Annotated in this window: 21 protein-coding genes; all 21 read right to left on the reverse strand. The window is 48.6% G+C overall.

Annotated features, from left to right (window positions below; translation table 11 throughout):
- Positions 1-89: 89 nt before the first annotated feature.
- The 21 genes from glyS to AMS66_RS13405 all read right to left on the reverse strand — a co-directional run bounded on the left by glyS (position 90) and on the right by AMS66_RS13405 (position 22,144).
- Positions 90-2,165 (reverse strand): glycine--tRNA ligase subunit beta, encoded by a 2,076-nt coding sequence (gene glyS / locus AMS66_RS13310; protein WP_053781261.1) that lies wholly within the window; start codon positions 2,163-2,165, stop codon positions 90-92.
- Positions 2,158-3,045, reverse strand: coding sequence for a glycine--tRNA ligase subunit alpha (glyQ, locus tag AMS66_RS13315; RefSeq protein WP_053781262.1), 888 nt, complete (start codon positions 3,043-3,045; stop codon positions 2,158-2,160). The genes glyS and glyQ overlap by 8 nt, the downstream gene beginning before the upstream one ends.
- 409 nt (positions 3,046-3,454) lie before the next feature.
- On the reverse strand, positions 3,455-4,207 hold the full coding sequence (gene recO, locus AMS66_RS13320; protein WP_053781263.1) for a DNA repair protein RecO: 753 nt from the start codon (positions 4,205-4,207) through the stop codon (positions 3,455-3,457).
- Positions 4,208-4,240: 33 nt separating this feature from the next.
- A complete protein-coding gene (locus AMS66_RS31755; protein ID WP_082350683.1) occupies positions 4,241-4,381 on the reverse strand; it encodes a YqzL family protein in 141 nt (46 codons plus the stop codon).
- Positions 4,382-4,482: 101 nt separating this feature from the next.
- On the reverse strand, positions 4,483-5,382 hold the full coding sequence (gene era / locus AMS66_RS13325) for a GTPase Era (RefSeq protein WP_053781264.1): 900 nt from the start codon (positions 5,380-5,382) through the stop codon (positions 4,483-4,485).
- 39 nt (positions 5,383-5,421) lie between these two features.
- Positions 5,422-5,835, reverse strand: a complete 414-nt coding sequence (locus AMS66_RS13330) for a cytidine deaminase (RefSeq protein ID WP_053781265.1) — start codon at positions 5,833-5,835, stop codon at positions 5,422-5,424.
- A 279-nt stretch (positions 5,836-6,114) separates the two neighbouring features.
- Positions 6,115-6,486 carry a diacylglycerol kinase family protein gene (locus tag AMS66_RS13335; protein WP_024628467.1) on the reverse strand — a complete coding sequence of 124 codons (372 nt, stop codon included), beginning with the start codon at positions 6,484-6,486 and terminating at the stop codon, positions 6,115-6,117.
- Complete coding sequence (ybeY, locus tag AMS66_RS13340; protein ID WP_053781266.1) at positions 6,486-6,983, reverse strand: rRNA maturation RNase YbeY; 498 nt, start codon at positions 6,981-6,983, stop codon at positions 6,486-6,488. The genes AMS66_RS13335 and ybeY overlap by 1 nt, the downstream gene beginning before the upstream one ends.
- 34 nt (positions 6,984-7,017) lie before the next feature.
- Positions 7,018-9,267, reverse strand: coding sequence for an HD family phosphohydrolase (locus tag AMS66_RS13345; RefSeq protein WP_053781267.1), 2,250 nt, complete (start codon positions 9,265-9,267; stop codon positions 7,018-7,020).
- A gap of 15 nt (positions 9,268-9,282) precedes the next feature.
- On the reverse strand, positions 9,283-10,254 hold the full coding sequence (locus AMS66_RS13350) for a PhoH family protein (protein ID WP_053781268.1): 972 nt from the start codon (positions 10,252-10,254) through the stop codon (positions 9,283-9,285).
- A 6-nt stretch (positions 10,255-10,260) separates the two neighbouring features.
- Positions 10,261-11,454, reverse strand: a complete 1,194-nt coding sequence (gene yqfD / locus AMS66_RS13355; RefSeq protein WP_053781269.1) for a sporulation protein YqfD — start codon at positions 11,452-11,454, stop codon at positions 10,261-10,263.
- Positions 11,451-11,744: a sporulation protein YqfC gene (gene yqfC, locus AMS66_RS13360; protein ID WP_024628472.1), complete on the reverse strand. Its 294-nt coding sequence runs from the start codon at positions 11,742-11,744 to the stop codon at positions 11,451-11,453. Before yqfC ends, yqfD begins: the two co-directional genes overlap by 4 nt.
- Positions 11,745-11,916: 172 nt before the next feature.
- Entirely contained in the window at positions 11,917-12,522 is a 606-nt protein-coding gene (locus tag AMS66_RS13365) for a hypothetical protein (RefSeq protein ID WP_053781270.1), read from the reverse strand.
- Between the two features lie 13 nt (positions 12,523-12,535).
- Positions 12,536-13,546: a flotillin-like protein FloA gene (gene floA, locus AMS66_RS13370; protein ID WP_162491044.1), complete on the reverse strand. Its 1,011-nt coding sequence runs from the start codon at positions 13,544-13,546 to the stop codon at positions 12,536-12,538.
- Between the two features lie 163 nt (positions 13,547-13,709).
- Positions 13,710-15,032 (reverse strand): NfeD family protein, encoded by a 1,323-nt coding sequence (locus tag AMS66_RS13375; RefSeq protein WP_181014121.1) that lies wholly within the window; start codon positions 15,030-15,032, stop codon positions 13,710-13,712.
- Positions 15,033-15,346: 314 nt separating this feature from the next.
- Positions 15,347-15,790, reverse strand: coding sequence for a GatB/YqeY domain-containing protein (locus AMS66_RS13380; RefSeq protein WP_053781272.1), 444 nt, complete (start codon positions 15,788-15,790; stop codon positions 15,347-15,349).
- Between the two features lie 15 nt (positions 15,791-15,805).
- A complete protein-coding gene (gene rpsU, locus AMS66_RS13385) occupies positions 15,806-15,979 on the reverse strand; it encodes a 30S ribosomal protein S21 (RefSeq protein WP_005547957.1) in 174 nt (57 codons plus the stop codon).
- 189 nt (positions 15,980-16,168) lie between these two features.
- Positions 16,169-16,528: a histidine triad nucleotide-binding protein gene (locus AMS66_RS13390; RefSeq protein WP_024628477.1), complete on the reverse strand. Its 360-nt coding sequence runs from the start codon at positions 16,526-16,528 to the stop codon at positions 16,169-16,171.
- Positions 16,529-16,737: 209 nt separating this feature from the next.
- Entirely contained in the window at positions 16,738-17,070 is a 333-nt protein-coding gene (locus AMS66_RS13395) for a hypothetical protein (RefSeq protein ID WP_053781273.1), read from the reverse strand.
- Positions 17,071-17,543: 473 nt separating this feature from the next.
- Positions 17,544-20,963, reverse strand: coding sequence for an AAA family ATPase (locus AMS66_RS13400; RefSeq protein ID WP_053781274.1), 3,420 nt, complete (start codon positions 20,961-20,963; stop codon positions 17,544-17,546).
- Positions 20,960-22,144 carry an exonuclease SbcCD subunit D gene (locus tag AMS66_RS13405; RefSeq protein ID WP_053781275.1) on the reverse strand — a complete coding sequence of 395 codons (1,185 nt, stop codon included), beginning with the start codon at positions 22,142-22,144 and terminating at the stop codon, positions 20,960-20,962. Before AMS66_RS13405 ends, AMS66_RS13400 begins: the two co-directional genes overlap by 4 nt.
- Between the last annotated feature and the right edge of the window lie 7 nt (positions 22,145-22,151).

Below are 22,151 nucleotides of genomic sequence, written 5' to 3' on the forward strand. Positions count from 1 at the left end.
CCGTATATTTATACCCTCATATATCCTTCTTTAATACTGAATTTATGCTTTGCCGCAGATCTGTGCTCCCGGAGCAAAAACGGACCCTATTACCAGACCAGTTTGGAGAAATCAGCAAAAGCTTTCAGATCACGGTCAATCGCTGCAAGCAATGCCAGACGATTCGCCCGCACAGCTTCGTCTTCAGCCATAACCATAACCGAATCAAAGAATATGGTTATAGCTTCCTTCCAAGCCGATGCAATCGCAAGCGCTTCAGCTGCTGCATGCTGAGACAATACCTGACGATATTCTTCATTGGTCTTGCTCCATGCCTCATGCAGTTGACGCTCTCCTTCTTCTGTAAAGAGTTCTGAGTGTACCGAAGCATTGGATGCTTTGGCAGCCAGATTACCTACACGGTTGAAGGATTCGACGGTTGTTTTGAAGGCATCTCCCGTTTGGACAGCTGCCATTAGTGCCTCACCTTTTGGAACTACTGCGCTAATATCATCAAATCCGGAAGAAATCACTGCGTCCACCACATCATAACGTACCGTTTCGGACAACAGTTTTTTCACACGAAGACCGAAGAAGTCCTGCAAATCTTTACGAACCTCTTCATCCGCACGTTTCAACAGGTTCATCTGAGCATGCACTTGAAGTGCAACGCCGAACACCTCGGACAATGTCAGCGGAAGATTATGATCCAGCAAAATTTGTACGATGCCTGCTGCCTGACGGCGCAGAGCGTACGGATCTTGAGATCCCGTTGGAATGATATTGATCGAGAAGCAGCCTACAATCGTATCCATTTTATCCGCAGCACTTACAATAGCACCAACGAGGGAAGCAGGAGATTGATCCCCGGCGAAACGTGGCTGATAGTGCTCAAATACCGCTTTGGCCACTTCTTCTTTTTCACCAGCTTTACGGGCATAATCCTCACCCATCACACCTTGTAGTTCAGGGAATTCTCCCACCATAAGTGTAACAAGGTCGAATTTGCAGATATCCGCAGAACGACTCACCGCTTCGGCAACATCAGCTGGTACCTGCAGCTTGCTAGCCAGACCATCCGCAATTTTGCGAATGCGACGAACTTTATCTCCAACCGTTCCCAGCTCTTCCTGGAAGACAATACTCTCCAGCTTCGATAATGCGTCCTTGATCTCCAGCTTCTGGTCTTCCTCGTAGAAGAACTTGGCATCAGACAGACGTGCACGAAGTACCTTTTCGTTTCCTTTCGCAATGACATCCAGTGAATCGCTTCCGCCGTTACGAACAGTAACGAAGTATGGCAGCAATTGTCCATCATTATCAAGCACCGGGAAATAACGTTGATGCTCGCGCATCGAAGTGATCAATACCTCTTGTGGAATATTCAAAAATGAAGACTCAAATGTTCCGAACAGCACCGTTGGTGTCTCCACCAGGAACAAAACCTCTTCCAGCAAATCTTCCTTGATCGCAATATCCCATTTTTTCTCGGCAGCCAGTGCCTGGATCTGGGATACAATCATATGTTCACGTTCTTTAATATCTGCAATGACATGCTCGGAACGCAACACTTCTACATACGAAGCGGGATCCGAAATGACCGCCTCTTCCCCGAGGAAACGATGTCCACGTGTTACATTGCCAGATTTTACTCCTGCAACTTCCAACTCAATAACATCGCTACCCAGCAGGGCGACAATCCAGCGAATCGGACGTACAAATTTGAAATCATACGAAGCCCACCGCATGAATTTCGGGAACGTCATGGCATGCAGTATAGCCAGCAAACCCTGACCAATTACAGAGGATGTTTCCACGCCTTTGCTGCTCTTGGTCGCATAGATATATTCTACGCCGCTTAGTTCCTTGAATGTGAACTGGTCCGGTTCAACACCCTGACTACGGGCAAATCCGAGTGCAGCTTTGCTCCAGTTACCACTGTCGTCCAATGCAATTTTACGGGAAGGTCCTTTTACCTCTTCCTCCACGTCTTCCTGTTTCTCGGCAACATCCTTGATCAAAACGGCCAGTCGGCGTGGTGTGGCATAGGCATTCACTTCACCATAAGCAACACGGGATGCATCCAGCCATTTCACGACACGATCCTGCAGCTGTTCAATTGCTGCTCGCATGAAGCGTGCAGGCACTTCTTCCAGACCAATTTCAAACAACAGATCCTTAGACATGCTCAGCTCCCCCTTTCTTGATCAGCGGGAAGTCGAGCTTCTCACGCTCTTCCACATATGTTGCAGCCACTTGACGAGCCAGATTACGTACACGGGTGATGTACCCGGTACGCTCCGTTACACTGATTGCTCCGCGCGCATCCAGCAGGTTGAACGTATGTGAACATTTCAAAACATAGTCATATGCCGGGAAAACCAGATTCTGTGCCATTGCCTTGTTCGCTTCCTCTTCATGCATGTTGAAGAGTGTAAACAACATTTTGACATCAGATACTTCAAACGTATATTTGGAGTGTTCGAATTCAGGCTGACGGAACACATCACCATATGTAATACCGTCTACCCATTCCAGTTCAAACACATTTTCTTTTTCCTGGATGTATGAAGCAAGACGCTCCATACCATACGTAATTTCAACCGCTACCGGATTCGTCTCAATCCCTCCGACTTGTTGGAAATACGTAAATTGGGTGATTTCCATACCGTCCAGCCATACTTCCCAGCCAAGACCGGCACAGCCGAGGGAAGGGTTCTCCCAGTTGTCTTCAACAAACCGAATATCGTGTTTGAGCGGATCAATGCCCAACTGTTTCAGACTTTCCAGGTAAATTTCCTGAATATTGTCCGGAGAAGGCTTGATAATAACCTGGAATTGATGATGCTGATAGAGACGGTTTGGATTTTCTCCATAACGGCCATCCGAAGGACGGCGGGACGGCTCTACATAAGCTACTTTCCAAGGCTCGGGTCCAAGCGAACGCAAAAAGGTCATTGGGTTCATCGTACCTGCCCCTTTTTCCGTATCATAAGGCTGAACAATAATACAGTTGTGCTCGGCCCAGAATTGTTGCAGCGTGAGAATCATCTGCTGAAAATTCATAATCATGCTCCTTTTCGATGGTTTGTGATGAACAAGCCTAGAACGATACAGACAATAAAAAGCCCTCGTCCTACGCCTGTTATACAGACATAGGGACGAGAGCTATTCCCGCGGTTCCACCCTACTTGGCTTGGATATAAACAGGATCCTGTCCATACAAGCCCACTTTTCCGTGTCCATTCATGCTCCCGAGTGCCATTTCACAGACCGATTTAACCCGGCTCCCACCATCCCCGGCTCGCTCACACAAGATTAGCAAGGTCAATCGACCTCTTCTGCTCTTGAATGCAATAAATCAAATCTCCTACTTTCTCGTTCAATGCATGTCTCCAAAAGAGAAATTATAGTTCATAATATATAAAAATAAGTACGAAGTCAAGATATATTACTTATTTCATAACAAGACGACTCAAATCCCGTACTTTTCCATTTGATCAAGAAAAGAACGGGATTTCAGATTCAAGCCAAGCTGATGATCCATAAAGGCCCGCATGATCTTTTTGATTTCATCCCGCGTGCCTTCACTCACTGATATATTACCAAGCCTTTGCAGGTCCAGTTGTGCAAACAGACGTAACAGCTTCAACGCTTTCGGACTCACAGACATCGCCGGAGGATCAAAGTGTTTGCAAGCACGACACAGGACTCCACCAAGCCTTGGACTGACAAATAATTGCTCATCCGGTCGCTCTTGACCACAAGAGATGCAATCATCAAGTTGAGGTCCATACCCGGCTGCCTGTAATATTTTCATTTCATACAGGCTTGTGATGACGACCGGATCTTTCTCTTCTTTCAACGCCTGAAGACAGGCTTTCAATTGTTTGAACCAGAACGCGCCTGTCTCTTCATCCTGTAACACACGATCCAGTAGTTCACAAGCATAAGATGCATAGGAAGCCTTAACCAGATCTTCACGCAGCTCATGGTATGACTCAATGATTTCTCCTGCGTTTAGCGTTCCCAGACCGGTGTTGCGAAAATATACATATTGACCGTACGTAAATGGCTGCACCAGTGCAGCATGTCGGCTTTTGGGCTTTTTGGCACCGCGGACGAGTACCCCTACTTTCCCGCCGCTTTCGGTGCAAAGCGTAATGATTTTGTTCCCCTCGCCGTAGTCCATGCTGCGGATGACAATCCCTTCCACCCTGTATAGCATGCCTCGTCACCTAACCATTCCCGAATCAGCCAATTAACTTTCGGCTTCTTCATCTTCAATCACTTCCCTTGCAGTATCCGACTCCTGTCCCAACGAGCTACTTGCCTCGGCATACAACAGATAGGACTCCACATCCCCCGTCATCGCAAAAACCTTCCACGAAAAATCTCGCATCGGAATTTCATCCTCTCTTCGAAAATGACGTTTGCTTCTACCAGATAGGATGGAGTCTTGCAAGGTAAACTATGTGTTGCAATTACTGGATACTGAATTTATTATTCGCGACCGAACCCAAGATCACGCAGAACGCGTTCCTGGTTTCTCCAGTCCTTCTTCACTTTAACCCACAGATCCATAAAGATTTTGGAACCTAACAGATTTTGAATATCATGGCGGGCACGTTTTCCCACTTCTTTGAGCAAGGCACCCTGTTTTCCGATAATAATTCCTTTTTGCGAATCACGCTCTACAAAAATAACGGCTGAAATATAAACGACCCCGTTATCCTGTACTTTCATATCCTCAATCGTTACCGCAATGGAGTGTGGCACTTCTTCTCGTGTCATCTGGAGAATTTTTTCTCGAATCAACTCAGCACAAACGAACTGCTCCGGATGGTCTGTAACCTGGTCATCTGGATAGTACTGCGGACCTTCCGGCAAATACTTGCCGAGCTGCTCCAACAGGGTGCTTACATTGCTGCCAAGCTTGGCAGATACAGGAACGATTTCAGCGAAATTGTGCAGCTTGCGATATTCCTCAATAAGCGGAAGCAGTGCTTCCGGCTCAATTTTATCAATTTTGTTCATGACAAGAATGACAGGCGTCCGCACATTTTTCAATTGTTCTGCAATATAACGGTCACCACCGCCCATGCCTTCCGAAGCATCGATCAGGAACAGTGCGGCTTCCACTTCTCCGAGCGTGTTCAAAGCGGTCTGGTTCATGTAATCGCCAAGCTTGGATTGACGTTTGTGAATCCCTGGCGTATCCAGAAAAACGATTTGTTGTTGTTCCGATGTATATACACCATGAATCTTATTACGCGTCGTTTGCGGCTTGTCCGACATGATCGCAATCTTTTGTCCAATGACTTGGTTCATCAGCGTGGATTTACCTACATTGGGACGACCGATAATGGCTACGAAGCCAGATTTGAATGCTTTTTTTTTCATATGTTCCTCCTCAGGCGCCTAGGCCTGGAATGTATTGGTTTATTTTTTGGCAGCGTTCAGGTCAGATGGTCCAAAAGCCCACGGCAATAGTTCGGCAACTGTAGTCTCCTGCAGATCACCCTTCATGTTACCCAAAATGACTTTCATATCGGGATCACACAGTTCGTACATTACTTGACGACATACGCCGCAAGGAGCAATCGGACCGTCCGTATCTCCTACAATCGCAATAGCCTTGAAGCTACGCGGTTGCTTGCCTCCTGCAATTGCACTGAACATTGCTGTACGCTCAGCACAGTTGCCTGGCGTATAAGCAGCATTCTCAATATTACAACCATGATGCACATGTCCCTCGCTGTCAAGCAAAGCTGCACCTACACCAAAATGAGAATAAGGCGTATACGCTTTCGTACGTGCCTTAATCGCTTCTTGCATCAACAAACCATTATCCATAATTAATCTCTCCCTTTGGGGTGTACTATAAAGTTCTATCCTATAGATTAAGTTCAACTAAAGCCAAATTTACACTGACCACTTCGCTGCCAGAATAACCTTTCAATCGCTGTTATCCTCGGATTTTTTTCATTCCCTTTTTCCAAAAGTGAAAATCCGATGATAAAGGCGAACGCTCCGCTTTTCCAGGTTTTTTCTGTCTTCTCCGTTATTGTGTATTTTAAGAAGTTCAACTTAAAAAAGGTCCAACTTTATCGTTGTTGTGTATTGTAAAAAGAATCAAAGCAATCCTAGCCAGCTCATCACTGGCTTGATGAAAACGATACACCCGATGATGACGGCGAACACCGCAGCCAGCAAAACTGCACCGGCCGCGGTGTCCTTCGCCGCTTTTGCCAGCGGATGTATATGCGGATGCGCCAGATCCACAGCAGCTTCCACTGCTGTATTCATTAGCTCCGTCACAAGAACCAGAAACACTGCTGTCAGTACAAACATCCAGTCCGTTCTTGAAATCCCGAAAAAAAATCCGGCTGCACACATCAAAATGGCGACTCCTGTATGAACTCTTACATTCCTCTGAGTCCGCAGCCCGTATACGATTCCTTCCGCAGCATTGCGGAATACCATCCCCCAGGAGCGCCTTTTCATTATCGTGTCAACCCGGCTTGGGCGAGTACCGCTTCCTGTTTGCCCATCATTTCGGCTTCGCTGGTCTCATCCTGATGATCATATCCAAGCAGGTGCAAGAAGCCATGGACAAACAGGAACCCGAGCTCACGTTCAAATGAATGCCCATATTCTTCACTCTGCAGGATGGTCCGAGGAACAGAAATAATAATATCCCCCAGAACATCAGGCATTTCTTCCATTTCTTCATCCTCGTCCAGTTCGTAGATAATATCCAGTTCTTCATCCACAGTCTCATTCATCGCAAAAGACAACACATCCGTTGGACGATCAATGCCGCGATAGTCACGGTTCAGCTCATGGATCTGTTCATCATCCACAAAAGTCAGAGCCACTTCCCCGTCCGCAACACCTTCTGCTTCTCCGGCAAGGTTCAGCAGTTGCTCCAGCATCGCAATCATCGGTTCGGTAATTTCTTTATCCTGTTGTTCATTATTCCATGCTAGGTTAAGACTCATTCTTTCATACTCCTGTCTTCTCATAATTAGCGAATCAACCCGCCTCAGGCGAAGTTGGCTTCGGTTTCTTCATTTCCTCCGGGTATTCAATTCTGGAGTGGAATATACCCATGACGGTTTCCTTAAGGGTCTTGGCGACGATGTCCAGTTCACGCATCGTCAGATCACAGTCGTTAAACTGATGATCGTCCAGTCGACCTTTAATAATCTTTTCAATCATGGACTCCACTTGTTCCACAGTAGGCTTCCGCAAGGAACGGACCGCAGCTTCCACGCTGTCAGCAATGCCAACAATCGCCGACTCTTTGGACTGAGCCTTGGGACCCGGATAACGGAAATCATCTTCCGTGAAATCAGGTTCAACCCCTGCTTCCTCGGCTTGACGCAGAGCTTTGTGATAGAAGTAATGCAGGAAGGTTGTTCCATGATGCTGCTCAGCTATGTCCCGAATAGGCCTTGGCAACTTGTAGTCCTTCTGCATCTCCACACCATCCCGTGCATGAGCAACGATAATGGACTTGCTCAGCTTCGGATCAATCGAATCATGCGGATTTTCCATATTGTTTTGATTTTCAATAAAATAAATGGGCCTTTTGGTCTTGCCAATATCATGGTAATACGAGCCCACCCGACATAACAAGCCGTTGGCACCGATCGCCTCCGCAGCGGCTTCTGACAGGTTTCCTACCATCACACTGTGGTGATACGTGCCCGGTGTCTCCGTTAGCAGTTTACGCAATAGCGGGTGATTGGGATTAGACAATTCCACCAGTTTCAGCGCAGACAGGATTCCGAATGAGGTTTCGAAGAATGGCATCAGCCCAATAACCAATATGGCAGTCAGTACACCTCCGGCAAACGCGAATCCGATGCCATATAATGTTGTCGTCCGGTTCCAATCACCTGAGTCAATTAGAGCCAGCGTGAAGACCGCGATTGACCCGAACAGACAGACCATAATCGCGCCTTTCAGGATCGTAGACCGCTGACTTGCCCGATGGGTGGCAAAGATCGCAACAAACGATACCAATACCGCGAAGAAACCAAGTTCAAAATCAAAAATCTGACCCTGATGTGTATTCAAAATAATGCTCGACAGCATGCCGATAATAATCGAACAGACAAAGGCGAGCGTTGTATCCAGCAGCAATGCAATTAACATTGCACCTACGGCAACAGGGGCAAGAAAGCCTACATATGAATTCTCACTGGTCTGGAGTATCGCTGTGACATGCATGACCACAATCGTAATAATAAATATGAGAACAAGCATCAGCAGCTGAGCATTGTTATATTTGAAATGCGTTCCGCTGAATTGCTGAATATACATGAGAATCGCTGCCGACAACAGACAGGACAGCATAAGCAATCCAAGCTGAGGCCAGTAGTTTACTTCGTTTTTCAGCAAATCGTTCTCGCCCAGAAGGGTGTACATCTCCGGGGTAATTATCTCACCCTTGGCAACAAGCGTATCCCCTTGTTTGATAAAGACCGTTTGAGTGTTCTCACGAGCCTGTACTTTAGCTTCTTTTGTACCCTCTTCATCGTAGAAGCGGTTCGACGTCACCACAAGACGAGCAAGCTCCTGCACAACCTCACGCTGCGTACGCTTGCTAAGGGAGCTCACACTCACCATCTCGGCCACTTTGGCACGAGCTGTTGTAGCCTCACTAATTTGGTCGGTCATTAATCTGGAGACAATATCCCGAGCAACAGCCTTCATCTCCTGAATATCATCCGAAGTCAAACGTGAAATTTTGATATATGTCTCTTCCGGGATACGGTAGCTTTGCTCCTGTACCACATTTCTGATCTCTTCCAAAAGAGTTTCGGAGTATGTACCCGCTTTCCGGTTGTTGTTGATAAAATTGGACACAAAATCTTTCTGGCGCTGCGGTATTTCATCACGATAGATGTCAATCTTGTCTTGACTGGAAATCTGATCATCCTGATTCAATCGATCAATACGATCGAGCAGCGTGGTCATCAGATTTTCGTTCCGCATCTGCACGATCTGAAACATCGGCTGCACACGTTCAGCGGCTTCTTCTTGCGCTTTTAGTGTAGCCTTCGTATTCGGAATCTGCATGGGCGCAGCAATATCCACTTCACTTCGTGTGCCTTCCTGAATATCATATCGCTCAGGGAGCAGTTTGGAAGCAAGACTCACGTAGAAAAGGATCACCAGAAACAAAAACAGAAGATAGCGTGCCCACACGCTATACTTCCATCCTGTAGCTCTATTTTGAAAAGATTTGCCTTTTGACAGTTCCTTCGAGGTCATCGAGACAATCCCTTTCTATTCTTGATTTTCTGCGGCGTGGTTATAGGCGACGATAATTTTCTGGACGAGGGAGTGCCGTACCACGTCTTGCTCGGCAAAATAGACAAATCCAATCTCTTCCACTTGGCCCAGTATTGTATTTGCTTCCACAAGCCCCGACTTTTTGCCGCGCGGTAAATCAATTTGTGTCACGTCACCGGTAATGACCATTTTGGAACCAAAACCGAGACGGGTCAGAAACATTTTCATCTGCTCCGGTGTCGTATTCTGGGCTTCATCCAAGATAATAAACGAATCATCCAGTGTACGTCCCCGCATATAGGCTAGAGGTGCAATTTCGATCAATCCGCGCTCCAGTGCCTTGGCCGTCTGCTCTTGCCCCATTACATCGTACAACGCATCATACAGGGGCCGTAGATAAGGGTCAACTTTCTCCTGAAGATCACCAGGCAAGAAACCAAGACTTTCTCCCGCTTCAACAGCAGGCCTTGTGAGCACGATCCGTTTGACGCTTCCTTCCTTGATTGCTGCCACAGCCAGCACAACTGCAAGATACGTTTTACCTGTACCGGCGGGACCGATACCAAATACAACATCACGTTTTTTAATTGTAGTTACATAGTGTTTCTGTCCAATCGTCTTAACGCGGATCGGCTTACCACGGTACGTCGTTGTAATCTCGCCTTTGAACAGATCTAGAAGCTGGTCTGCACGCAGTTCTTTTGCAAGCTCAATGGCATACTTAACGTCCCTTTCGGTTAACACATATCCGTTACGTACCAATTGCAACAACACATCAAATAATTGTTCAAGCGATTCCACATTTTGATTGTTGCCATGGATCACAATCTCCGCTTCACGGGATGCGATCTGGGCGGGAATCTCGGATTCAATCAGTTTCAGAAAAATATCTTGGGGTCCAAAAAGAGATTGACCCTCTCCCGCACTTTGGAGGGAGATTCGTATGCTGCGTGTTTGCTCTGACAAATAGCCTCATTCTCCTTGACTATGGACTAACGGAAGTTCTTCCGCAATGCTTTCTTCCACTTCAAATAATACTTTCATATAAACTTTACCATTCTCTTTCTTCTCATGCAAAATTTTTTCACTTATAATTTTCGTTCCTTTGCCATTTTTGGCGATAATATCGTTTCTTGCTCCTTCCAATCCTTTCGTTCTAGCCCATTCAATCGTGTGCTGTTCCTCTTGTTCCCGAGTTTCCAAATCTTTCTCTGTCAGCCATCCCATGGGAAGTGTGAAGGATCTCCAGGTCAGCGGCTTATGATCACTTTCGGTATCAAATGAGGTGAAAGGCGTATTCCCGTATCCCCAGAGTTGTACCGCCCATTTTCCCAGCACAATGTAAAAACGTTCCCTGCTCTCTCCAGTCATCGTATTATGTTTCTGCACAAGGGGGACTTCAACCTGATATTCACGCCACACCAGTCCGCGCACTTCCCCTTTGGCTACAATGGTCTTTGTATTCTCTTCATCTCCCAAAATACCGGATATCAGTACCTGTCCCTTCTTGACACGCATGTCCTTCTGCACGACAGGGCGGCCCTGTTCCGCGTATATTTGAGTGATTACAGCGTCTGTTTTACTGACCAGATGTCTCGGGTTCAGCAGCGGTTCACGCTTGGGCTGTGCTGACTCCACGACCTGGATGGTGATGGTTGTCCCTTCTTTGCTCACCCCAATCCAGGTTACATCTGGCAGAGCGAGCGCGAGCTGTCTAGAGATCTTGTCCTGGCTTTGCAGCCGAAATCCCCACTGGAAGGGGTAAATGCCTTCTTTCTTTGCTGCCGCGAGCACCTCATCCGTGGGAATAGTCACATTGCCTTTGACTTCTACATTCCAAACCATTGATGACAACGCAAACAGAGCTGCTACAAAAAACAGCATGCCCCCCAGAAAGAACTTCCTTCTCAGTAAACGGGCTGCAAAAAAAGGAAATCCACTCCGGTGGGTCACCTTTACCCGGCAGCCTGTCCGTTTCAGCAAAGGACGCAGCCTGAAGAAATGCGGTAGCATAATATTCATTTCTGCCTTGCGTCCGTCATGGGCACGCAGGTCCCATACTTCCAGTCCCTGCTCTGCCACCGTGTTGATCAATGCTTCAATATCCCCCCCAGTGACCGTGATTCGGACTGCTCCACGCAGTTTGTACAGACTGGGCTGCTTCATCCGTTCCCCTCCGCTCCATTCATATGAATATCCAGAATTGTTCCTTCAACAGCCACTTCATCCGGCAAAATATTGCGAATCATCAGTTCAGTTCCTTTGATCTCCAGTTGGCCTTGTGAGAGAGCCAGCACGATGCGATCCGGTGTAAAATGAATGACACCACGATGATTCTCTATATACAATTGCTTTGTGCCGATCAGGGTTAACCGTGGCATATCGTAAAGCACATCCTGCGGCAGATCCAAAACTTCACTGGTCCATCTGCGCAGCTTGCGGCTGATCCGGGTCATTCGAAGGTCTTCCCCCTTCCTCTACAGTTCAACTTATGCGCAGATTCTTGAAATTATGAAAACTACGGACCGTGTTAGATGTGAAAATAAAAAGAGGTCAAGACAGAAAAAAGCCGTCGTCTGGATTCATGCTCACCAGAGACGGCTTTTCACTTATTAAAACATTATGAAGTTATAGTTTGCCTCGTGTTCCGAAAGGCTGTTTAGAGCGCGGAGAACCGAGAACTTCTGCCCACAATACGCCAGTACGAATGTCTTCCCTGCGGAGCTGGGAAGGTTCAAACTCGCTAGATGAAACTTCATCCCAACTGGAGTCAGACACAACCGGTGTATTTGCAGTAGAAATACGATCTAGTCGCTCACGAATTTCCCGTTGTCGTTGCTCCATTACTTTCATTTGTTCTTCAAGGGAATTTTCCATCCCCCCCATAGAACGCTGTCCTTCAAAATCGTCATTAACAGAACGAGCGGATGTCACCGCCGGCTCCGAGTACGGTTGATCGTATCGATCATCATACTGATCGTCATCATACCGTTCGTCGTACTGTTCATCATAGCGGGGATCTGAAGGACCTGAAGACTGCTGCGGTGAGTTATTCCCCCGCGAGCGTTCATCCCGGTCTGAATCACCACTCCCTCCAAACGTAGGCATGCCGTTATTTGGACGCTTTTTGTTCGGATCAGCCGATTTGGCTGCTTTCCCCAGAAAGGAGAAGAGCGCAAAAGCGATCACTGCGACAATGTAGAGGTTGTTAAAAATCCATTCAAATAGGCCCATATGCACTCACCGCCTATCTTCCGTTTTTGGAATCACCCTGATCGTTGGAGTTAGAATTTTCACCAGGTTTTCCTAATGTGTTGCGCATTTGAGTATCTGCTTCAATGTTTTTCAGGTTCATATAGTCCATTACACCAATTTTACCACTGCGTAAAGCTTCAGCCATCGCAAGCGGCACTTGAGATTCGGACTCAACCACACGTGCTCTCATTTCCACGACGCGCGCCTTCATCTCTTGCTCTTGAGCTACGGCCATAGCGCGACGTTCTTCCGCTTTTGCCTGTGCGATACGTTTGTCAGCCTCTGCCTGCTCGGTTTGCAGGAAGGCACCAATGTTTTTACCTACATCCACGTCCGCGATATCAATGGACAGGATTTCAAAAGCAGTACCTGCATCCAGACCTTTGGACAATACGGTACGTGAGATCAGATCCGGATTTTCCAGGACGTCTTTATGGGAATTGGATGAACCGTTCGTACTTACGATACCTTCGCCGACACGGGCAATAATCGTCTCTTCACCGGCACCACCGACGAGGCGATCAATGTTAGCACGAACCGTAACCCGTGCTCTAACTTTAACTTCGATACCATCTTTGGCTACCGCAGAAACAATTGGCGTTTCAATAACACGTGGGTTTACACTCATCTGTACGGCTTGCAATACGTCACGACCTGCAAGGTCAATCGCAGCAGCACGTTCAAATTCAAGTGGAATGTTCGCACGTTGTGCAGCAATCAGGGCATTGACGACACGGTCAACGTTACCACCTGCCAAGAAGTGACTCTCCAGCTGGTTCATTGTTAATTGAAGTCCAGCTTTGGTTGCTTTAATCAGTGGGTTTACGATCCGGCTAGGTGTTACACGTCTTAGTCTCATCGCTACCAGCGTAATAATCCCCACACGTACGCCTGATGCAAGGGCCGAGATCCAGAGCATTACTGGGAAAAAGCTGAAGAATACGCTCAAAACGATAATCGCAACTACCGCAACGAGCAAAACCGTAATCAAGGTTGGTTCCATAGTCAAAATTCCTCCATTTGCAATTTGATTTTGTAAAAAATATGATATGAGACTGTGTGGAACTTCGCTGCTGTGCATTGATTTACACCACTCCACTGGCAGCTTCCGCAGAATGGTTATGTACATTGCCGAAGTTTTAAATCAACTCCGGCAACAGAGCGGGCTACACCGGTAACGCTTGTTGAACGACAATCCGGGTACCTTCCGCTTTGATCACAATAATCGGTGTATCAATTGGAATGAAATCTCCATCCGACACTACATCGACACGCTCTCCGTTAAACATTGCTGTTCCCGAGGGACGAAGCGGAGTCAGACTGATGCCCTGCAAACCGATCAACTCTTTGCGTTCTGTCGCCGAAGAGTATCCAAGATCAGCAGACAGCCTGTCGCTTAATATGAATCGATTCCATATCCCTCGATCCTTAAACAGAATAACGACGATTGCAATGACCACCAGCGCGGCTCCAAAAGCAATACCTAACGATATAAATGCATCACTTGTATCATAAGCGGCTCGCACGACGCCAGCGACAAGCGCAATTGACCCCAAAATCCCCAGAATACCGAAGCTTGGGATAAACATCTCCAGAATCATCATGATGAGTCCGACAGTGAATAACACCCATGTCTCCGCTCCGGCAAAACCGGCAATGTAATTCCCTGAGAAATAAAGCACAAAGCACACGATACCTACAATGCCAGGCACTCCGAACCCAGGTACAATCAACTCAATGATCACACCGGCTATCCCGAGGAATAGCAATAACGTCATGACAACAGGATTGGTGAGAAATGTAGATATGTTCTCTGCGGCTGTTCTCTGAACGGTGAACACATCATCCTGACTGTAACCGAGCCAGGCTGCTGCTTCTTCCGGCGTGTTGCTGATATGGTCCGCATAACCCACCTTCAGCGCTTCTTCGGCCGAGAGAGCAATAATTTCACCTTTTTCTTTGGTTTTATTAATCTCCGGCATCTCCACGACCATGTTAACATCCGTCATTCCGGCTGCAATTTTGCCGTCACGGCCGCTTTTCTCAGCTGCTCCCTGCATCTTGCTCTTCCAGAATGCAACCAGCTTCGGGTCATCGACGTGTTTACCCGTGCTGTCCACCATCGCTGCCGCACCGATCATGCTGCCTGGCGACATTACGATCTTATCTGCATTCAAAGCCAGAAAACTCCCAGCCGAGGCAGCATCTCCACGCACAAATGCAACGATTTCAACTGGACTTTCCTTAATCAGGGTACCCAGTTCTTCTGCCGTGTCGACACGTCCTCCCGGCGTATTAATGTCCATAACGATCAGGCCAGCATTCATCTCTTCTGCTTCCTTGAACCCACGTTCCATAAACTTGCCAAGTCCCTGCTCGATTGGTTTATCCACCGGAATGATATATACGGCGCCACTTTTCTCAGCTGCATGCGCTGACGGTGATCCAATCCAGACAGGAAGCAGCAGCGTCAGTAGCATCATGAGCATTAATGACCCCGTAAGCTTCTTCCGGCGCTTTCCCTTCACAAATAGTCCCCCCTTTTCCATTAATGTTATACTGTCCAGCTTATGGTATTTATTACGTACAATGCAACATTTCGTTTCAAAATCTTAAAATTATATTTGAAACCGGCAGCAATTGCAACATTATAAATCCCTAATAATATATATTATCCATTTTAAAGCAATATTTGTGAATTCTCTTGAACAAATGTACGCCTCTGGAAACTGAGTAACGAATCAAATGACGAAAAACGGAAAAAACACCCCCTGACAAGTCAGGAGGTGTTCATTGATTTGCTTTATTGCAGAAATTGTTGAACTGCTTGATTTACCAGTTTGCCGTCCGCTTTGCCTTTGACTTTCGGCATAAGGGCAGACATGACTTTCCCCATCTCGGCTTTCGAAGAAGCACCGGTTTCCTGGATGGTCTGCTGTACAATAACTTTAATTTCTTCTTCGGTAAGCTGTGCGGGAAGGTACTGACTGAGTAATTCAATTTCCGCTTTTGCATTTGCCGCGAGGTCTTCACGGCCCGCTTTGTCAAATTCTTGGAGGGCATCTTTGCGCTGTTTGATTTCACGACTCAGAATATCAAGCACTTCGTTATCATCCAAATCTCTTTTCAAATCTATTTCAAGATTCTTGATCGTCGAACGAATCAACCGAATGTTGGAGAGCTTGAACTTGTCCTTGCTCTTCATCGCTTGCTTCATATCTTCGTTCAATCGTTCGCTAAGATTCATGTAGTTAAAATCCTCCTAAAACTTTCTCTTACGAGCAGCCTCGGACTTTTTCTTGCGCTTTACGCTTGGCTTCTCATAATGCTTACGTTTCTTCACCTCAGCCAATACGCCATCTTTTGCGATGGAACGTTTAAAGCGACGAAGTGCAGCATCAATAGTCTCGTTTTTGCGAACTTTAGTTTCAGACACCAGTTTTCCCTCCCTCCGACCAGACCGTCCAAGAGCAATAACACGGTTCATCACCTTTCATTATAGGCGAAAGGTAATAAAGGTGTCAACCTTAACGTAATGATCATTTATTTTATGTGAACTTTAGCTCCATATTCATGCCTTTTATGCATATATGGATAAGTCCTGAATTAGAGTCGCTTTGCTCGTTTATTTGTGGGAATCAGACAAACTTGTCAACACGCCAAGTCGTGTCCCACCAAGCAAATGATAATGCAGATGATGAACGGTTTGTTCTCCATCTTTGCCGCAGTTATTAATCAGTCGGTATCCTGTCTCTTCAACACCGAGACGCTTGGCCGCTTCCTGCGCAGCCAAATGGATCTCACCGATCAACGGCAAGTCTTCTGCAGTTACCTCATTCATGGAAGCAATATGTTTCTTGGGAATAACAAGTACATGGGTCGGTGCAGCGGGCTGGATGTCATGAAAGACGATGACATGGTCATTCTCCAGTACCTTATTGGAGGGAATGCTGCCCTCTACAATTTTGCAAAATAAGCAATCCATTGTTCACACCCTCCTTTGAATTAAAAATTATGTATACCCTTCTATCATACCGGAACTGAAAAGTAAATTCCAATCTAACCTCTTCGGCTATGTCATTCAGACCGGCATGAATGACTAAAAAAACGTTCACATCTTAGTGGACTACTTAGCGTACACCAAAGATGTGAACGGTTATATTTGCTACAAGCATGATGCTTCATATCCCTCTATTAAAAATAAGGCAATAAGGATAATACAGCCAGGCCAGCCAAAGGAAGTACCAGCCTGTTGAACCGTCTACGACCGTAACCATAATAAGGGTATGGATAGCCAAAGCCCGGGAAGAATCCCCGCGCATGAGCAGGATAAGTACCTGGCATCATATTGGGTCCCCAGTTCGCATGATTAACCATGGCTTCATTTCCCACGGGAACAGCCAAATAAATCATGTCATCATCCACGTTCTCCACAATGCCGTCATAATGGGCACCGTCATGCATCTGTATACACACATAGCGATGCATGTGTTCCTTACACAGTTTCTTTGCTTCTACCTTTTCCACGTTCTAACGCCTCCCGGATATGCTCTTCTCTTCATCACCCTTTCATGGTATTCAGATCTGGGCGAAATGACACTGTGAATGACAAGAGTTTCAAGATTGGGGCTGTTTCTGAGAAAAGTCATAGGAGATGATTCACCTCGAAATAGAGGCAAGTGCTGAAAAATAAAAAAAGAAGCACCCCGTTGCAGCTTCCATGTGGAAGCATGCGCTTGCGGACGTCTATTCAGGAAGCTTCCTGATCAGACGTCCGCCGGGGTACTTAACATAAAGTTTGTCGGCTTAACTGTAGTATAACAACAGGATGAACCTGTATCTGTGAGCTATCTCACTCAACTAACTCAACGGGTATATAAATGAGATTCAAATCAAAAAACTTAATCAATCAGGAGCTCCCCCTCAGGAATCAACCTTCTACGGTTGGTTCCTGAGGGAATCTCAATGGGGACTCATTTAACCGTAATGTGTTCCGTTAACTATAACGTTTCCAGAACCACACGAGACCCGGCTCCGGCTTCACCGGCTGGAATAACCACAAGTTTGCGTGGCAAGCGTGCCCGTAGCTCCGGAACGTGGCTGATAATACCGACGGCAAGACGGTCATCATGCAGTTTTTCTAGCGATGTAATGACGGTATCCAGCAGTTCAGGGTCCAATGTACCAAACCCTTCATCCAGGAAGAAGAATTGCAGCGGATACTGACCGCGCAGCTGAATCTGGGCAGATAGAGCCAAGGCCAGCGACAACGATGTCAGGAACGTCTCCCCACCGGATAAGGTGGACACCGGACGTTTAACCCCGCCGTTTGCATCGTCACAGATGACAAAGCCGCCACCCGAATCCACTTCAAGTGAATAGCGTTGTTTGGTCAGGAAGCGCAGGCGCTGTGAAGCCGCCTGACTAACCTGCATCAGCTGCTCTTCTGCAATATACTCAACAAACGCGTTACCTCTGAAAGCTGCTTGCAGTTTGCTAAGCATTTCACCTTGTCGGCTCACTTCCACCCGTTTGTTCTCCAACTCGGTCCAGCGAACGTGTCGCTGCTGCACATCTTCCAGATCCCGTTCTGCACGCGCCTTGGCTCTAAGAGCCTCTTCATCCTCTGCACGAGACAGTTGCAATCGCTCTGTGCATGCCAACCATTGTTCCTCGGATACAACGGCTCCGCCCAGTTTTTGTTCCAGCTCACGCAATTGAGAAGCAAGTTCACGATCACGCTCCCGGTGCTGCTGAATTTCCGCGGCCAGCCGCTCGGCTTCTTCGGAAGGGAGGGCAGCTTCCATAACGGCATTCTCCGAGTCAAACGGCGATTGATCCAGCAATTGTTTCCAGCGTTCCTGTGCCTGCTGCAAATGCTCTGCTGCCGAGGCTGCGGCCTGATGAGCCATGACATCCTTCTTGGCCGATTCCTGCTTCAACGCATCCGCTTCCTTGAAACGCTGTACCGAATCAGCAGCTACTCTTCGCAGTTCATCCAGTCGAGTCTGGGCAGCAGCAATCAAGTCCTCGACCCGTTGCTCACCAACCCATTGACGCAGACGTTCTTCCTTCTCTGCAAGCTGTTTGCTGTTTCCTTGCCATTCCGTCTGCCACTGAATCAGTTGTTTGTCCAATTCAACCAGCTTCTGCTGGAGGGACTGTACCAGGTGTTCCTTCTCTTCAAGGAACGTCACGCTCTTAGTCAATCGTTCTTTGATGTCTTCTGCGCGCGCGTCGCGCTCCTGCATCGTCTGATGAAGGGCCATGGCCTCCTCCTGAGCGATGCCTGGCAGTTCCGCGGCCCAGCGGCCGTGCAAGGCGGCTGCGGCGGCCTCACTCTCGGCCAGCCTGCGCTCCGCCTGGGCGAACCCGGCTTGGCCGGCCTCTTGCGCAGCAGCCGCTTCCATGCGGCGCTGCTGCGCGCCCACAGCCGCCTGCTGCAACGCGGCGGCTTCCGCTTGCAGCGGCGCTGCGGCAGCGGCCAGCGCCCGCGCGGCTTCGCGCAGTGCAGCGGCACGCTCCGCCCAGTCCGCCGGGGAGCGCCCGTGTACGGGCGACCCGGCGGACTCTGGCTCCGCAGCCGCAGGTGCGGCCTCGGCTGCGGCCGGTGCTCCGCCGGCCGCAGCGCCAAGCTGCGTCAGCAGGCTGCGACGTTCGTGCAGCTGCTGGCGCAGCCCAAAGCGCAGCTCCTGCAGCTCCGCATGCAGGCTGCGCAGCAGTTCCAGGTCCGCATCGCCTGCGGGCGGACCTTCTCCCGGCGGCGCAGCCGGGAGCGGGTGGTGTGCGGAGCCGCACACCGGGCATGGCTCGCCGTCGCGCAGCTCGGCGCGCAAAGCGGAGGAGAGCCGGTGCAGCTCCTGCTCGCGCATCGTTCCGCGCAGCTGCTCCTCCGCCCTGGCCAGCAGGCTCTGTTCGCGACCAATGTCCTGCTCACAAGCAAGCAAGGCCTCCAGCCCCGTTGCCGTCTGTTCAATCAGATGCTGACGCTGTTCACTCAGACGGCTCTCTTCCTGGGCTGCCAGCCTCAGCTTATCGGCCCCCTGTTCTGCCGACTGCTTATTGGCTTCCATCTCAGCCTTGTTCTGGCGCAATTGCTCCGCTGCCGTATCCAGACGATGCTTCAATTCCAGTGCAGCCTGCAGCTGTCTGCGTTCTTCGGACTTTACTTCATTCGGCTTCAGGCTTTCCTGCAATTCTTCCCGTCGTTTGCGGCCACGCTGTTGAAGTTCTTTTTCTTTCTCCAGCTGCTGTCCGATGACATTCTGTTCCGCCTGCCCTTTGTCCAGAAGTTGCTTAAGACGGGTACTATCCTCTCGGAGTCCGTCCCGTTCCCGTTGTAACGCCTTGGCCTGTTCCAGCTGTTCCAGTCGAAGCAGTAGCTTGGGTTCTTCCTCAGCCATCTGGACACGTGCCGTCTCGGCTTTCTCTGCTTCCAGTACAGACAACCGTTCGTGTTCCACCGCTTGCTGGTGAGCAATCCCGGCTGCATCCTCACGCAACTTCTGCTTGTCTGCTGTATCACGCATCGTCTGCAATGAAGGGAGTATCGTATCTGCCGCCCCGGCCTGTTTCAACCGTTGCTCACCTGCCTGAATCTGTGGCTCACGTGCTTTCAGCTTTTCGTGTTCCTCCGTACGGACCTGCCGTTCTTGGCTTAACTCACGGACTTTGCCGAGCTGTTCGGCTTCCTTCATTACTTCATCAAGGGCTTTACGCGACAACTTGGACTGCTTCACAGCAGCTTGAAGAAGATGCTCCGTTTCTGCCAACGTCTCTTTGCTGGCATTGCCAAGCCCCTGTTGCTCCGCGGCCAGTGACTGATGAACCATATCATTATCCTTCACCCGTCGACTTAATTTGATGGCAAGCTGATCTCCATATTTCTCCAAATGAAATAAGCGTTGCAACATCTGGCGTCTTTCACTGCCTTTCAGCGACAAAAACTCAGCGAATTTCCCTTGTGGAAGCACAACGGCACGCGTAAAATCATCCATTTTCAACCCAATGACATCTTCAACGCAGCGGTTCACGTCTGCCAGTTTATCAGCCAGCACCTGTTCCTCCCCGTTAACGGTCTCAATGAATTTGCTGATTGTGTTACTTACCGAAATCTCATTGTTTCGTTTGAAGCGTCGTTCCACCCGAAATCTTCTTGTACCCTCTGCCGATACAAGTTCAAATGTAAAGGCAACAGACAATGAATCCTCGGCGTGATTCATAATCCCTTGGGTACCGTTAACCGCTCGTTCCACTTTTCCGTACATCGCGAGCGTAATCGCGTCAAGCAGAGAAGATTTCCCGCTGCCTGTAGGACCAAAGATTCCGAACAATCCCGTTTCCGTCAATACGGTGAAGTCAATCTCCTGAGTCTCCCGATAGCTTTGCAGACCCGCAACTTTTAATAGAATCGGCTTCAATTTCCTTCGACCTCCTCACGCACACCCGGCTCGTCCTCATCGACAAGTTCAAGGAACAGTTGTACCAGACTGTCTTCTGGTAATGCCCCACCCGTTTGACGCTGGTAAAATTTGAGAAAAAGCTCATGTACCGGAAGCTCGGAACGTTGCTCCAAAAGCCCCGCTGCCGCCATCTCGGGATAGACCGGACGAATATGTATGATCCCTTCATGAGACTTCCGTATCTGCTGAATCTCCTTCAGGGACATGGCATCATCCAGCCATACTTCCATATCGATAAAAGCCTGAGGATCACGCCCTTCATCCAGCCACCGATAGACCTCAGCCAGACCGCCACGCGCCTTCCAGCGCACAAGTGGGCGGCCCGAGGTCAACAGTAATTCTTCCACATTTGCGGCTCCACCTGGTGCCAGATCAACCATGGTGACGGACTTGCTCTGCCCCGCTTCGGAGAAACTGTAGGCCAGCGGAGAACCACTATATCGAATCACACCTTCTCCTTTAACTGCCTGGGCACGATGGAGATGACCCAGTGCTGTATATTGCGCACCTGTCGATAGTGCAGAAGGGTCAACCGTATAGGCGCCCCCTACCTGAATCGGACGTTCCGAATCACTTTCAACCCCGCCCAGAACATAAATATGGCTCATCGCCAAATTCACCGTATCCGGACGAAAAGAAGCAGCCAGACGCTGCATTAACATGCCAACCCGGCGACTGTATGCCTGGCGAAGCACATTCTCGTCCCCATCCGTTGTCAGCAATTCGTTCAGTCGCGCCTCCGAAGGATATGGCAATGCAGCAATCTGCGCAGTCTCTCCAGTTCGCTTTGCATGGATCGTAACTGCTTCTGAAGTAGGCATACCTACAAGTGTAATTCCCTGTCTGTTCACAAGCGGGGTCACCGAAGCCACTCGCTCCGGCTGATCATGATTTCCGGCAATGACCACAAGTGGTCTCCCATGTTCCGTCAGACGCGCCGCAGCCTCGTAAAAAAGCTGTTCCGCCGATGCAGGCGGATTTACGGAATCATACACGTCTCCAGCCATCAATACGGCATCTGCTTGCTGCTCATCCGCGAGTCTAACAAGCTCATCCACAAAATCCTCCTGCTCCCGCAGCCGGCTCCGTCCCTCCAACGTTTTTCCCAGATGCCAGTCCCCTGTGTGCAAAATGCGCATCGTCCGT

Origin of the sequence: Paenibacillus xylanivorans (assembly GCF_001280595.1) — a bacterium.
Taxonomy (GTDB): domain Bacteria; phylum Bacillota; class Bacilli; order Paenibacillales; family Paenibacillaceae; genus Paenibacillus; species Paenibacillus xylanivorans.

Excerpts from the sequence above, each read along its gene's own strand:
- glyS (WP_053781261.1), bottom strand. The coding sequence starts at position 2,165 with ATGTCTAAGGATCTGTTGTTTGAAATTGGTCTGGAAGAAGTGCCTGCA.
- glyQ (WP_053781262.1), bottom strand. The coding sequence starts at position 3,045 with ATGAATTTTCAGCAGATGATTCTCACGCTGCAACAATTCTGGGCCGAG.
- recO (WP_053781263.1), bottom strand. The coding sequence starts at position 4,207 with ATGCTATACAGGGTGGAAGGGATTGTCATCCGCAGCATGGACTACGGC.
- AMS66_RS31755 (WP_082350683.1), bottom strand. The coding sequence starts at position 4,381 with ATGCGAGATTTTTCGTGGAAGGTTTTTGCGATGACGGGGGATGTGGAG.
- era (WP_053781264.1), bottom strand. The coding sequence starts at position 5,382 with ATGAAAAAAAAAGCATTCAAATCTGGCTTCGTAGCCATTATCGGTCGT.
- AMS66_RS13330 (WP_053781265.1), bottom strand. The coding sequence starts at position 5,835 with ATGGATAATGGTTTGTTGATGCAAGAAGCGATTAAGGCACGTACGAAA.
- AMS66_RS13335 (WP_024628467.1), bottom strand. The coding sequence starts at position 6,486 with ATGAAAAGGCGCTCCTGGGGGATGGTATTCCGCAATGCTGCGGAAGGA.
- ybeY (WP_053781266.1), bottom strand. The coding sequence starts at position 6,983 with ATGAGTCTTAACCTAGCATGGAATAATGAACAACAGGATAAAGAAATT.
- AMS66_RS13345 (WP_053781267.1), bottom strand. The coding sequence starts at position 9,267 with ATGACCTCGAAGGAACTGTCAAAAGGCAAATCTTTTCAAAATAGAGCT.
- yqfD (WP_053781269.1), bottom strand. The coding sequence starts at position 11,454 with ATGAAGCAGCCCAGTCTGTACAAACTGCGTGGAGCAGTCCGAATCACG.
- yqfC (WP_024628472.1), bottom strand. The coding sequence starts at position 11,744 with ATGACCCGGATCAGCCGCAAGCTGCGCAGATGGACCAGTGAAGTTTTG.
- AMS66_RS13365 (WP_053781270.1), bottom strand. The coding sequence starts at position 12,522 with ATGGGCCTATTTGAATGGATTTTTAACAACCTCTACATTGTCGCAGTG.
- floA (WP_162491044.1), bottom strand. The coding sequence starts at position 13,546 with ATGGAACCAACCTTGATTACGGTTTTGCTCGTTGCGGTAGTTGCGATT.
- AMS66_RS13375 (WP_181014121.1), bottom strand. The coding sequence starts at position 15,032 with ATGCTCATGATGCTACTGACGCTGCTGCTTCCTGTCTGGATTGGATCA.
- AMS66_RS13380 (WP_053781272.1), bottom strand. The coding sequence starts at position 15,790 with ATGAATCTTAGCGAACGATTGAACGAAGATATGAAGCAAGCGATGAAG.
- AMS66_RS13390 (WP_024628477.1), bottom strand. The coding sequence starts at position 16,528 with ATGGATTGCTTATTTTGCAAAATTGTAGAGGGCAGCATTCCCTCCAAT.
- AMS66_RS13405 (WP_053781275.1), bottom strand. The coding sequence starts at position 22,144 with ATGCGCATTTTGCACACAGGGGACTGGCATCTGGGAAAAACGTTGGAG.